Here is a 13,337-nt window from a genome sequence, read left to right on the forward strand (position 1 = left end):
TGAGTTCCCTAAAGGGCCGTCGAAGACTACGACGTTGATAGGTTGGGTGTGTAAGCGCTGTGAGGCGTTGAGCTAACCAATACTAATTGCCCGTGAGGCTTGACCATATAACACCCAAGCAATTTGCGCCCTTGAACACAAGAGCATGCAAGTTGCGGTGTGTGAAGACGATACAGACCGAAAGTTTGCGGTTCACAAAACACCACATCTATTACATACCCATTCGCTGGAGCGTGAACCGAAAGGTAAACGACCTGGCTACCGAATTTCTTGACGACCATAGAGCATTGGAACCACCTGATCCCATCCCGAACTCAGTAGTGAAACGATGCATCGCCGATGGTAGTGTGGGGTTTCCCCATGTGAGAGTAGGTCATCGTCAAGATTAAATTCCAAACCCCCTGTCTGCTAACGCAGACAGGGGGTTTGTTTTTGTGCGCAGAAAAACAGCCGCAGCTTCAAGCCTCCATTGCCGAGCAATGTTAAGGTTCGCCTTTGGATTTCGCTTTCTCCTAAGGATGCCGTCATGTCGGTTGCTACGCCTCTCAATGCGGGTTTTATGGTGGTTCATGGCAACCGCCTCGATGAGTTACGCAGCCTGGTTGTCAGCTGGATGCGCCTTTACCCGCTGGCTCCTCTGGAGAACGAAATTGCTCTGGTGCAGAGTAACGGCATCGCCCAATGGTTAAAGCTGGCTCTTGCCGAAGATGCCCGCGACGACGACCTCGGCGGCTGCGGTATTGCTGCAGCCGTGGACGTGCAGTTGCCCGGCAGTTTTTTGTGGCAGCTCTATCGGCTGGTACTGGGCAGTGAAGAAATCCCCGCCAAGTCATTGCTCGATAAAGCCCCGCTGACCTGGCGTCTGATGCGCCTGCTGCCTGCCCTTATCGATCAGCCGCACTTCGAACCCCTGCAGCGCTTCCTGACTCACGACACCGATCTGCGCAAGCGCTATCAGCTGTCTGAGCGTCTTGCCGACCTGTTCGACCAATATCAGGTATATCGCGCCGACTGGCTTGAGGACTGGGCCGCAGGTCGCCATCAATTGCGTAACGCCCGGGGCGAAAGCCCGGCCCTGAGCCCGGCTAACTGCTGGCAGGCTGAGTTGTGGCGTGCGCTTCTGCTCGATGTAGGTGAAGAGGGCATGTCACAGAGCCGTGCCGGCGTTCATCAGCGTTTTATGGACAAGATCAACAGCCTCGAGCAAGCCCCGCCCGGCTTGCCCGCGCGGGTGATCGTTTTTGGCATCTCGTCACTGCCTGCTCAGGCACTTGAAGCCCTGGCCGGGCTCGCCCGCTTCAGCCAGGTATTGTTGTGTGTGCACAACCCTTGCCGCCATCATTGGTCTGACATCGTTGCCGATAAAGATCTGCTGCGTCATCAGTACAAACGTCAGGCCCGCAAAAGCGGCATGCCTACAGCACTTGATCTGGATACCCTGCATCAGCATGCCCATCCCTTGCTGGCTGCCTGGGGTAAACAAGGCCGTGACTATATCAACCTGCTCGACAGCTACGACGAGCCCAACAGTTATCGCGCAGCTTTTCGCGATGGCCGTATCGACCTGTTCAGCGAAGTTGAACCGCTTAACCTGCTCAACCAGTTGCAGGACGATATTCTTGAGCTGCGCCCGCTCAACGAAACCCGGGAGCTATGGCCCGCCATCGGTCTGGCACAGGATCGCTCAATACGCTTCCATGTTGCGCATAGTGCGCAACGTGAAGTCGAGATCCTGCACGACCAGTTGCTCGCACGTTTCAGCGAGAACCCTCAGTTGCAGCCACGTGATGTGATTGTGATGGTGCCGGATGTGGACAGTTACGCGCCGCATATCCGTGCTGTTTTTGGGCAAATCGAACGTGATGATCGGCGCTTTATTCCCTACACCCTGGCCGACCAGGGGCAGCGTGGTCGTGATCCATTGCTGATCGCTCTCGAACACTTGCTTAAATTGCCTGACAGCCGTTTCCCCGTCAGTGAAATCCTGGATTTGCTCGACGTGCCATCACTGCGCGCCCGCTTCAAGGTGCAAGAGCGCGACTTGCCAACCTTGCATCGCTGGATTGAAGGCGCTGGCATTCGCTGGGGGTTGAATGCGCAGCAGCGTGCCGGTCTTGGTTTGCCCGAGCAACTGGAGCAAAACAGTTGGCGTTTTGGTTTGCGCCGCATGTTGCTCGGATATGCCGTAGGCAGTGGTGAGGCCTGCGACGGTATTGAGCCCTACGATGAGATCGGGGGGCTGGATGCCGTACTGATCGGCCCGCTGGTAGCTTTGCTCGATGCGTTGGAAATCGCTCATCAGGAGCTCTCGCAACCGGCATTGCCGCAGCTCTGGGGCGAGCGCCTGCAGGCTTTGGTGCAGCTGTTTTTCCAGGCCGAAACAGAGCACGACGACTACCTGTTGGCCCAGCTTGAAGAGCTGCGCGAAACCTGGCTCGAAACCTGTGAACTGGTTGGTCTGCAGGATGAGTTACCGCTGACCGTAGTACGCGAGGCCTGGCTTACCGGGCTTGACCAGGGCAAGTTGTCACAACGTTTCCTGGCCGGGGCGGTCAACTTCTGCACCCTGATGCCGATGCGGGCCATCCCCTTCAAGCTGGTATGCCTGCTGGGCATGAACGACGGCGACTACCCGCGAGCCCAGCCGCCGCTGGACTTCGATCTGATGGGCAGCGATTACCGCCCGGGCGATCGTTCGCGCCGCGAAGATGACCGTTACCTGCTTCTTGAAGCGCTGCTTTCGGCTCGTGATCAGCTTTATATCAGCTGGGTAGGGCGCAGTATTCGCGACAACAGCGAGCGTCCGGCCTGTGTCCTGATTGGCCAGCTGCGTGACCACCTTGCCAGTGGTTGGCATCTGCAAGGGGGCGGCGACCTGCTTGAGGCCATGACCCAAGAGCACCCACTGCAACCCTTTAGCACTCGTTACTTTCATGAAGGCAACCCTAACCTGTTCAGCTATGCGCGTGAATGGCAGCGCTTGCATGCGCCACAACCGGAGCCCGTTGGCCCCGGCACGCTTGGCGCGCATATCCAGGAAGAACCACTGAACCTGACGCAGTTACAGGATTTTTTGCGAAACCCAGTGCGCCACTTCTTTAGTCAGCGCCTGAAAGTATTCTTTGAGGCAGCGGAAGTACCTTTGGCCGATGAAGAACCTTTCGTACTCGACGCATTGCAGCGCTACACCTTGAGCGACAGCCTGCTTGAAGCTGCACTGGCGCAGCCGGATCAACTGGAAAGCGCCTTGCATACTCGTGCCCAGCGCCTGCAAGGCAGCGGCTTGCTGCCCATGGCCGGGTTTGGAGAGTGCCTGCAACACGAATTAATCGAGCCATTACCAGATGTACTACAGCGCTATCAGCAACTGCTGGCTCTTTGGCCTACACCGCTAAACAGCGCGTTGCCTGTCAGTTTTGAGGATCAAGGTCTGACGCTGGAAGGCTGGCTCGGCAATCTGCATCAGCGTAGCGACAAGGGCTTACTGTCTGTAACCACTATTCCTAATAGCATTGGTGCGATCAAAACCCGGAAATGGCACCGTTTGACCCGGCCATGGGTAAACCATCTGGCAGCCTGCGCCTGTGGCCTGCAGATGACGACCGCCCTGGTGGCCAGTGATGACACCTTGCTGCTCGAACCTCTGGACACCAGGCAGGCCCGGGAGATTCTTGGCAACTTGCTCACTGCCTGGAAAGTCGGGATGAGCCACCCGCTGCCTCTCGCGGTAAAAACTGCTTTTGCCTGGCTGGCCCAGACAGATCCGGCCAAGGCCGATGCGGCGGCGCAAAAAGCCTATGAGGGTGATGGCCAAACCAGTGACGGCGAGCGCCGTGAAAGCGCCGCCCTGGCCCGGCAGTTTCCTGACTATGCGGCCTTGATGGCTGGCGACGAATTCGAAGAGTGGTGCGATGCCCTCTATCGACCCCTTTTTGATGCGCCCTGGCGCTCATTAAACAGCGAGGCATCCCGCTAATGAGCGAGCAAAAATTACCGCTGGCCCTGGCATTTCCCCTGCGCGGTAGCCAATTGATCGAGGCCAGTGCAGGCACCGGTAAAACCTTCACGATCTCGGCACTCTACCTGCGCCTGATTTTGGGGCATGGCGGCGTAGAATCGGGTTTTGGCCGTGAGCTATTACCACCGCAAATTCTCGTGGTGACCTTTACTGATGCTGCCACCAAAGAACTGCGCGACCGCATCCGTACCCGCCTGGCAGAAGCCGCACGCTATTTTCGTGGCGAGATCGACGCGCCGGATGCCTTGGTCGAAGAACTGCGTGACCAGTTTGCTCCCGAGCAGTGGGCTGCTTGCGCCGGGCGTCTGGATATCGCCGCCCAATGGATGGACGAGGCTGCGGTCTCGACCATTCACGGTTGGTGCCAGCGCATGTTGCGCGAGCACGCTTTCGATAGCGGCAGCCTGTTTACCCAGACCCTGGAAACCGATCACAGCGACTTGCTGGGCGAAGTGCTGCGCGATTACTGGCGGCTGTTTTGCTACCCCATGCACGGCGACGCGCTGAACTGGGTGCGTGCCAACTGGAGCGGCCCCGCCGCCTTGATGCCGCGCGTGCGAGCGTTGTTTGGTAGCTCGCGCCAGCCAGCCAACGCTGAACAAACGCCTGCACAAATGATCGAAGCCTGCTTGCTGGAGCGCCGCCAGGCATTGGTGCAGCTTAAAGCCCCCTGGTTGCAATGGGCTCAAGAGCTGCGTGAGATCTGCCTGCAGGGCGTGGCCAGCAAAACGGTCGACGGTCGTAAAATGCAGGCCCGTTATTTTGAACCCTGGTTTGAAAAGCTCAGCGCCTGGGCGGCTGACGAAGATCAGGAACAGCTTGATCTGGGTACCGGCTTCACGCGTCTGACTCCCGACGGTATGGCCGAAGCCTGGAAAGGCGTTGCCCCGCAGCATCCGGGCCTGGATGCCATGCCCGGCCTCAAGGCCGCGCTCGATGCCTTGCCGAGCCCGGACGCCGCCGTGCTGCAGCATGCGGCGCACTGGGTGAGTGTGCGTTTTGAAGAAGAAAAACGCCGCCGTGCCGAAATGGGTTTCGACGATATGCTACTGCGCCTGGACTCGGCATTGCAGGCCGATGGCGGTGATCGCCTGGCGACCCTGATTCGTGAACAGTTCCCCGTGGCGCTGATCGATGAGTTCCAGGACACCGACCCCGTGCAGTACCGTATCTTCGAGACCATCTACCGGATTGAAGACAATTGCCCAGACACCGGGCTGTTTTTGATTGGCGACCCGAAACAGGCTATCTATGCCTTTCGCGGGGCGGATATCTACACCTACTTGCGCGCACGTCAGGCGACTGCAGGGCGCTTGCACACGCTGGATACCAACTTCCGCTCCAGTCACGCCATGGTCAAGGCCGTCAATCATGTCTTTGAGCGGGCGGAGCTGCGCGATAGCGGACGTGGGGCATTTTTGTTCCGCGAGGGTTCAGAAAACCCCGTGCCCTTTGTTTCGGTTAAATCCCAGGGGCGTAAGGAAGTCCTGCAGCTTGATGGCCAGCCTGTCAGCGCCCTGACGCTCTGGCAATTGCCCTCCGAGCAACCGCTGTCGGGTGCTGTGTATCGTCAGTATCTGGCGGCCGCCTGTGCCAGCCAGATTGTCGAGCTGCTTAATGGTGGCCAGCAAGGGCGCTGCGGTTTTATCAAGGACGGCGAAGCGCTGCGTGGCGTATTACCTGCCGACATCGCGATTCTCGTGCGTGACGGCAAGGAAGCTCAGGCCGTGCGGAGAGAATTATCGAGCCGTGGTGTGCGAAGCGTTTACCTGTCGGATAAGGATTCGGTGTACGCCGCGCAGGAAGCACATGATGTGCTGGCCTGGCTCAAGGCCTGCGCCGAGCCTGACGTCGAGCGCCCACTGCGTGCCGCATTGGCCTGTATCACCCTGGACTTGCCGCTGGTTGAGCTGGAGCGTCTGAACCAGGACGAACTGGCCTGGGAAAGACGTGTTATGCAGTTCCGCGGTTACCGCGAAACCTGGCGCAAGCAAGGGGTACTCGCCATGTTGCGTCGTCTGCTGCATGACTTTGAACTGCCCCAGGCCCTGATTGCCCGCCCCGATGGCGAGCGCGTTCTGACCAACGTCTTGCACTTGTCCGAATTGTTGCAGCAAGCCGCAGCCGAGCTGGACGGTGAGCAGGCGCTTATCCGTCATCTGGCCGAGCACCTGGCCTTGTCCGGCCAGGCGGGTGAAGAACAGATCCTGCGCCTGGAAAGTGACGAGCAACTGGTCAAGGTGGTGACTATCCACAAGTCCAAGGGGCTGGAGTACCCGTTGGTGTTTTTGCCGTTTATCTGCTCCGCAAAACCGGTGGATGGCAGTCGTCTGCCGCTGCACTTCCACGATGCTGCGGGCAACGCCCAGGTCAGTTTGAAACCGACGCCAGAGCTGATTGCCCAGGCCGATGACGAGCGTCTGGCCGAAGACCTGCGCTTGCTGTACGTAGCCCTGACCCGTGCCCGGCATGCGTGTTGGCTGGGGGTTGCCGACCTCAAGCGCGGCAATAGCAATCGCTCGGTCTTGCACCTCTGCGCCCTGGGTTATTTGCTGGGTGGTGGTGCCATGCTGGCCGAGTCGGCGGGCTTGCAGAGCTGGTTGGCCGAGGTGCAGCAAGGTTGCGACGCCTTGCAGTGCGAACCCGTTCCAGCTGCTGACGCGGCGCATTTTTATCCACCGCTCAACCAGGCAACCTTGCTTGAGCCGCTGATCCCGGGCCGCCGCGCCGCTGAAAACTGGTGGATCGCTTCCTATAGCGCACTGCGCATTGGTGACAGCCTCAGCCCGGCCGAAGCACCTGAAAGTGCCTTGGCGCAAAAGCTCTCGGATGATGAGCGCCTCGACCCTGAGGCACCGCGTGAAGTGTTGCTCAGTGGGGGTGATATTCACCGCTTCCCCCGTGGGCCAAATCCCGGGACTTTTCTCCATGGCCTGCTTGAGTGGGCGGGCAGCGAAGGCTTCAAGGCCGACCCCGAAGCGATCAAGGACGCTGTAGCACGGCGCTGCAACCGGCGTGGCTGGCAAGGCTGGATCGAAACCTTGAGTGACTGGCTGCAGCATCTGCAAGATGAACCGCTGCGTCTGAATAATGGTCAGCCCGCTGTGGTCTTGAGTGAGTTGAGCCAGTACCAGATTGAAATGGAATTCTGGTTTGCCAGCCACAAGGTCGATGTTGTGCAGATGGACACACTGGTGCGTCAGCATACCCACGGTGGCGCCGCGCGGGCGGGGGCCGAGCCGAGCCTGCTCAACGGCATGTTCAAGGGCTTTATCGATCTGACCTTCGAGCACCAGGGGCGTTATTACGTGGCGGACTACAAATCCAACTGGCTGGGTACCGATGATTCGGCCTACACCGAGCAGGCGATGACCGCCTCCATTCTGGACAACCGCTACGACCTGCAATATGTCCTGTATTTGTTGGCTTTGCATCGTCAGCTCAAGGCTCGATTGCCCGGCTATGACTACGACCAGCATATGGGCGGCGCACTGTATCTGTTTTTGCGTGGTACCCGCGCCCAGGGACAGGGCGTGTTTTTCACCCGCCCGCCCAGACTATTGATCGAAAGTCTGGACCTGATGTTCCAGGGCAAACCGCTGCCGAAAACAGCTGAACCGGCGTGGGAACAGGGAGTGTTGTTATGAGTCGTTCGTTTGCCGAACTGTTGCCTACGCCATTGACGGCCGAAAGCCTGGCCCTGCTTCAACCGCTGGGCCGGGCCGAGGATTTGCTGTTGTTACTTGAACGCTGGGTCGAGCGCGGCTGGTTGCGCGCTCTGGATAAGGCCTTCGTCGCGTTCCTGCATGAGCGCGATCCGCAGGGCGACCCCCTGGTGTTGCTGGCGGCGGCCCTGACCAGCCATCAACTGGGCCACGGTCATGTGTGCCTGGATTTGTTTGAAACCCTGAAAGAGCCGGACTTTGCACTTTCTTTACCCCCCGAAGGTGATGTGCAAACCGGCGCCATGCTGCTGCCTTCGCAACTGCTTGAGGCCCTGGACGGCGAGGCCTGGTGCAAGGCCCTGCAAACCAGCCCGCTGGTTGAACACGCGGGCTGGTCGTCTGCGGATGCGGCCAGCCGACCCTTGGTATTGAGTGAGCGGCGTCTGTATTTGCGTCGCTATTGGGCCTATGAACGTCGAATCGACGGTGCCTTGCGCCAACGTCTGGCGATGGCTGAAGCGACACCGGCGGATTTGCCTACGCGCCTTGACGGTTTGTTTGGCAGACCTGCACAGGATGCGCCGATTGACTGGCAAAAACTGGCCTGCGCCCTGGCCACGCGGGGAGCTTTCAGCATTGTCACCGGTGGCCCCGGCACCGGTAAGACCACCACCGTGGTGCGTTTGCTGGCGTTGTTGCAAGCACCGGCGGTAGAGGCGGGCACGCCTTTGCGCATTCGCCTGGCGGCACCGACCGGCAAGGCGGCTGCGCGCCTGACAGAGTCGATCAGCCTGCAAGTCAAATCCCTGGAAGTGGACGACAAGGTCCGGCAAAAAATCCCCAGCGACGTGACCACTGTTCATCGGCTGCTCGGCAGCCGCCCCGGTACGCGGCATTTCCGCCATCATGCGGGCAATCGCCTGCCGCTGGACGTGCTGGTGGTTGATGAGGCGTCGATGATCGATCTGGAAATGATGGCCAATTTGCTCGATGCCCTACCTGCTCATGCGCGGCTGGTGCTGCTGGGTGACAAGGACCAGTTGGCATCGGTTGAAGCCGGTGCCGTGCTGGGTGATTTGTGCCGCGACGCCGAAGCGGGCTGGTATACCCCGCAAACCCGTAACTGGCTGGAGCAGGTCAGCGGCGAAAATCTCAGTGCCAGTGGTTTGCAGCAAGACCTGGACAGTACGCACCCGCTGGCGCAGCAGGTAGTGATGCTGCGCCACTCGCGGCGCTTTGGTGAGGGCAGCGGTATTGGCCAGCTGTCGCGTCTGGTCAACCAGCAACTGCCCCGCGAAGCGCGAGCCTTGCTGGCGGCAGGCAGCCATGCCGACCTCTTTGCGTTGCCCCTCAAGGGTGAGCAGGATCGCGCATTTGAACGTCTGGCGCTGGAAGGGCGGGGGACAGAGGCTAAAGGCTATCGGCACTACCTGGAGGTTTTGCGCGATCAGCGACCAGACACCGAGAGCGGTCTTGAAGACCCGTGTTGGGCGGTATGGGCGGGTAACGTGCTGCAGGCGTTCGAGGCCTTTCAGGTGCTCTGCGCCGTGCGCAAGGGACCGTGGGGCGTGGAGGGCCTGAATGAGCGTATCACCGGCGCCCTGTTTGCCCGCAAGCTGATTGATGGCGACCGGCATTGGTACGAAGGCCGCCCGGTGCTGATGACCCGCAATGATTACGGACTGGGCCTGATGAACGGCGATATTGGCATCGCCCTCACACTTCCCGAGGGTGATGGTCAGGCCCGGCGTCATGTATTGCGGGTGGCTTTCGCGCGTAACGACGGGCAGGGCGGCATCCGTTTTGTACTGCCAAGCCGGCTCAATGATGTCGAGACGGTCTATGCCATGACCGTACATAAATCCCAGGGCTCGGAGTTTTCCCATACGGCGTTGGTGCTGCCCGAAGCGCTCAACCCGGTGTTGACGAAAGAACTGATCTATACCGGTATCACCCGGGCCAAGCACTGGTTCAGTCTGATAGAGCCGCGAGCGGGAGTTTTTGAGGAGGCCGTACAGCGCAAGGTCAAGCGCCTGAGCGGGTTGATGCTGGGGCTGGGATAGCCGAAGTCTTGATCCTGATCGGGGTACTTTTTTATGGGAGCTGGCAAACTTGGGTGATGCCATCGCGAGCAAGCCCGCTCCCACAAGAAATGGCGCGTCCAATGTGACCTGTATCACAGTTAATACGGTTGTCGTGCTATCGTTACGACACTATTCCCATAAAGATCTCAGAGAAATCCCGCATGGATGTGGCTGTCTCATCGACAGAACAGCACTTTGGATGGCGGCTACGGCTGATTTCCTTTTGCCTGTTACTGCTGAGCACTCCTTGTCTGGTTCAGGCTCAAACGCCCATCAACCTGGCGGATCAGCGCGCCAAGGCCGTGACCCAGGTTGTGCTAGGCATCCTCAGTTATGCGCGCTGGCCCACAGAGCCGGCACAACTGCAGTTGTGCGTGATCGGCCCCACCGAATACACCGATGACCTGCTCAAGGGCGCGACCCAGTCTACTGGCCGACCGGTGCAGGTGCGTCGCGTGCTGGCGAGTGACCCCGGCATCGCCAGCAGTTGCAACGCGGTATACCTGGGCAAGCTGAGCGCCGACGAGCGCAGTCGCCTGTTTAGCAGCCTCAACACCAAGGCGGTGCTGAGCATCAGCGAAGACGGTGACCAATGCACCGTGGGTAGCCTGTTTTGCCTGCATGTGCGTGATGAGCAAGTGTCGTTCGAGGTCAACCTCGACTCCGTCGCCCGCAGCGGTGTACGTATTCACCCCAGCGTGTTGCAACTGTCACGCCGTCGGGCGGCGCAGCCATGAGCGGGTTGAATGCGCCGCAACGACGTCGCCGGCTGCGTTCGGTGTTGCGCCGTGGGCATCTTGGCGTGGCACTGGTTGCGGTGACACTGGCCAGCGCCTCCATGACCCTGCTGGGCGTGCTGGCGCTCAAGGTCTATGCCGATCACAACCTGCACCTGATTGCCCGCTCCATCAACTACACCGTGGAAGCGGCCGTGGTGTTTGACGACCCCGGGGCAGCAACCGAGGCCCTGGCCTTGATTGCTTCCACCGAAGCGGTCGCCGAGGCTCAGGTGTATACCGCCGAGGGTGAACTGCTCGCGCAATGGCAGCGTCCGCAAACCGATCTGCTGTCCAGGGTCGAAATGCTGTTGGCCGATGGCTTGCTGCAGCAGCCGATCAGCATGCCGATTTTGCATCAGGGCCAGGAGGTTGGCCGGGTCGTTCTGCGCGGGCATGGCGCCAATATGCTGCGTTTTTTGCTTAGCGGCTTGCTTGGCGTGCTGGTGTGTACCGCGCTCAGTGCCTGGAGTGCGCTGTACCTGTCGCGCCGGCTGCTGGATGGCATTACCGGGCCTTTGCAGCAGCTGGCGCAAGTGGCCCACGCTGCCCGTCGTGAACGTGCGTTCGATCGTCGCGTACCGCCCGCGCATATTGCCGAGCTCGATAGTCTGGGCAACGACTTCAATGCCCTGCTCGACGAGCTGGAGTCATGGCAAAGCCATCTGCAAAACGAAAATGAGGCCCTGGCCCATCAGGCCAGCCACGATTCGCTCACCAACCTGCCTAACCGCGCCTACTTTGAAGCCCGGTTGACGCGCACTCTGCGCTCGCTCAATAAAACGCGGGATAAGGCTGCGGTGCTGTTTCTCGACAGTGACCGCTTCAAGGGCATCAATGATGCCTACGGCCATGCCGCCGGTGATGCGGTGCTGGTAGCGGTAGCAACGCGCATTCGTGCGCAACTGCGTGAAGACGACGTAGTGGCGCGCCTGGGCGGTGACGAATTTGCGATCTTGCTGACTCCGCTGCACAAAATAGAAGATGCCCAGCGCATTGCCGAGAAGATCATTGCCAGCATGCTTGAGGCCATCGAACTGCCGGGGCAGGTGAGCGTCGTGACATCGCTGAGTATCGGCATTGCCGTCTACCCCGAACATGGTGCAAGCGCCCAGGAACTGCTCTGTGCAGCGGACTCGGCGATGTACCAGGCCAAGCGCCTCGCCCGAGGCGGGCAACATGTAGCGGAGTCGGAGCACCCCGCAAACACCGTAAATATCAGGAGCTAACTCAAAAATGCGTGCATTGACCCAGCGTTATCTGCAGTTTTTCAGCGTTGCCTTGTTGTTGGCCACGTTGTCGTTGACCGGTTGCCAGACTCCCCCGCCAAAGGGTCTGACCCCGGCGCAGATTGCGGTCCTCAAGGAACAGGCTTTGAGTTGACCGAGGAGGGCTGGGCATTTGGTCTTTCGGGCAAAGTGCTGTTTGGCAGCGACCTTGAAGTGCTTAACCCACAGAGCCAGGAAATCGTTGAGCGTATCGGCACGGCCTTGCTGGGTGCCGATATCCAGCGGGTGCGGGTGGATGGTCACACCGACTCTTCGGGCAAGGAGTCCTACAACGAGCAACTGTCGGTACGCCGCGCCAACAGCGTGGTCAAGGCCCTGACCAAAGTTGGCATGCGCCCTGAGAATATCCAGGTCCGTGGGTTGGGTAGTCGCGAGCCGGTAGCCAGCAACAACACCCGGGCCGGGCGTACGGAAAACCGCCGTGTGTCGATTGTGGTGATTGCCGACTGATAAGCCGGGTCCGTAGCAGCTGCCTCGTTCCTTCGGCAGCTGCTACGGGCCGGTGTGGTCAGTCCACAAACCTCATGCCCCGGGTCTCGCCCAGCAACAGCGGTGCATTCAGTTCCGTCACTTCGCGGATGTAATCCCATAGCAGGGTGATGCGTTTCAACTTCCTCAGATCTTCGCGGCAGTACATCCAGAACTGCCGTGTCAGGGTGACCTCGCCCGGCAATACCGGCAGCAAACGCGGGTCCTGGGCGGCCAGAAAGCACGGCAAAATCGCCAGCGAGCGGCCCTGCTGCGCTGCCACGAATTGCGCAATCACGCTGGTGCTGCGCAGGTTGGCGCTGGCGCCAGGCAGCACGTTGGCCAGGTACAGCAGCTCCGAACTGAACGCCAGATCGTCCACATAGCTAATAAAAGTGTGCTCGGCCAAATCCGCCGCCCGGTTGATAGGCGGGTGCTGGTCCAGATACTCCTGGGTGGCATACAGCTGCAAGCGGTAGTCGCATAGCTTGCAGCACACATAGGGCCCGTGTTCCGGACGCTCCAGCGCGATCACGATATCCGCCTCGCGCTTGGACAGGCTGATGAAGTGCGGCAGGGGCAGGATATCCACTGAAATGGCCGGGTAGGCGTCGACAAAATGGCTGAGCTGAGGGGTGATAAAAAAGCTCCCGAACCCCTCCGTGCAACCCATGCGCACATGCCCGGACAACGCCACCCCCGACCCCGACACCTGCTCGCAGGCCATATGCAGGGTACTTTCGATGGCCTCGGCATAGCCCAGCAAGCGCTGGCCCTCGTTGGTCAGGGTGAAGCCGTTGGTGCGCGATTTTTCAAACAGCAGTGTGCCGAGGGCAGCCTCCAGCGAACTGATGCGTCGCGATACGGTGGTGTAGTCCACCGCCAGCCGTTTGGCCGCAGTGCTGGCTTTACGGGTACGGGCCACCTCGAGAAAAAACTTCAGGTCGTCCCAGTTCAATGCGCTTAACGATGTGATGTTTTTTTGCATGTTTGATCGGCTTTTATGTGCGTTCTTATTAGAAGAACGCACACCTATA

Annotated in this window: 6 protein-coding genes, 2 rRNA genes and 1 pseudogene; 8 read left to right on the forward strand and 1 reads right to left on the reverse strand. The window is 59.7% G+C overall.

What is annotated here, in order from left to right:
- From PPTH39_RS21835 to PPTH39_RS21870, 8 genes and pseudogenes are all read left to right on the forward strand, one after another.
- Window positions 1–107, forward strand: a 23S ribosomal RNA gene (locus tag PPTH39_RS21835); the annotation flags it as partial.
- A gap of 162 nt (window positions 108–269) precedes the next feature.
- Window positions 270–385, forward strand: a 5S ribosomal RNA gene (gene rrf / locus PPTH39_RS21840).
- Window positions 386–526: 141 nt separating this feature from the next.
- Window positions 527–3,976 carry an exodeoxyribonuclease V subunit gamma gene (recC, locus tag PPTH39_RS21845; RefSeq protein WP_130872462.1) on the forward strand — a complete coding sequence of 1,150 codons (3,450 nt, stop codon included), beginning with the start codon at window positions 527–529 and terminating at the stop codon, window positions 3,974–3,976.
- The gene (gene recB / locus PPTH39_RS21850; RefSeq protein WP_130872463.1) at window positions 3,976–7,665 is read left to right on the forward strand and encodes an exodeoxyribonuclease V subunit beta; all 3,690 of its coding nucleotides are present in this window, start codon (window positions 3,976–3,978) and stop codon (window positions 7,663–7,665) included. The genes recC and recB overlap by 1 nt, the downstream gene beginning before the upstream one ends.
- The gene (recD, locus tag PPTH39_RS21855) at window positions 7,662–9,746 is read left to right on the forward strand and encodes an exodeoxyribonuclease V subunit alpha (RefSeq protein WP_130872464.1); all 2,085 of its coding nucleotides are present in this window, start codon (window positions 7,662–7,664) and stop codon (window positions 9,744–9,746) included. Before recB ends, recD begins: the two co-directional genes overlap by 4 nt.
- Window positions 9,747–9,928: 182 nt before the next feature.
- On the forward strand, window positions 9,929–10,504 hold the full coding sequence (locus tag PPTH39_RS21860; protein WP_095002461.1) for a regulatory sequestration protein YfiR: 576 nt from the start codon (window positions 9,929–9,931) through the stop codon (window positions 10,502–10,504).
- Window positions 10,501–11,772, forward strand: coding sequence for a diguanylate cyclase DgcN/YfiN (locus tag PPTH39_RS21865; RefSeq protein ID WP_095002462.1), 1,272 nt, complete (start codon window positions 10,501–10,503; stop codon window positions 11,770–11,772). Before PPTH39_RS21860 ends, PPTH39_RS21865 begins: the two co-directional genes overlap by 4 nt.
- Window positions 11,773–11,779: 7 nt before the next feature.
- A pseudogene (locus tag PPTH39_RS21870) lies at window positions 11,780–12,282 on the forward strand (OmpA family protein).
- Window positions 12,283–12,340: 58 nt separating this feature from the next.
- Here PPTH39_RS21870 and PPTH39_RS21875 read toward each other — a convergent pair.
- Complete coding sequence (locus PPTH39_RS21875) at window positions 12,341–13,288, reverse strand: LysR family transcriptional regulator (protein WP_095002464.1); 948 nt, start codon at window positions 13,286–13,288, stop codon at window positions 12,341–12,343.
- Window positions 13,289–13,337 lie beyond the last annotated feature (49 nt).

Origin of the sequence: Pseudomonas bubulae (assembly GCF_900618535.1) — a bacterium.
In the GTDB taxonomy this organism is placed as follows: domain Bacteria; phylum Pseudomonadota; class Gammaproteobacteria; order Pseudomonadales; family Pseudomonadaceae; genus Aquipseudomonas; species Aquipseudomonas bubulae.

Bases quoted from the DNA above. Each gene is read 5' to 3' on its own strand.
- PPTH39_RS21865 (WP_095002462.1), top strand. From the start codon at position 10,501: ATGAGCGGGTTGAATGCGCCGCAACGACGTCGCCGGCTGCGTTCGGTG.
- recD (WP_130872464.1), top strand. From the start codon at position 7,662: ATGAGTCGTTCGTTTGCCGAACTGTTGCCTACGCCATTGACGGCCGAA.
- recB (WP_130872463.1), top strand. From the start codon at position 3,976: ATGAGCGAGCAAAAATTACCGCTGGCCCTGGCATTTCCCCTGCGCGGT.
- PPTH39_RS21875 (WP_095002464.1), bottom strand. From the start codon at position 13,288: ATGCAAAAAAACATCACATCGTTAAGCGCATTGAACTGGGACGACCTG.
- PPTH39_RS21860 (WP_095002461.1), top strand. From the start codon at position 9,929: ATGGATGTGGCTGTCTCATCGACAGAACAGCACTTTGGATGGCGGCTA.
- recC (WP_130872462.1), top strand. From the start codon at position 527: ATGTCGGTTGCTACGCCTCTCAATGCGGGTTTTATGGTGGTTCATGGC.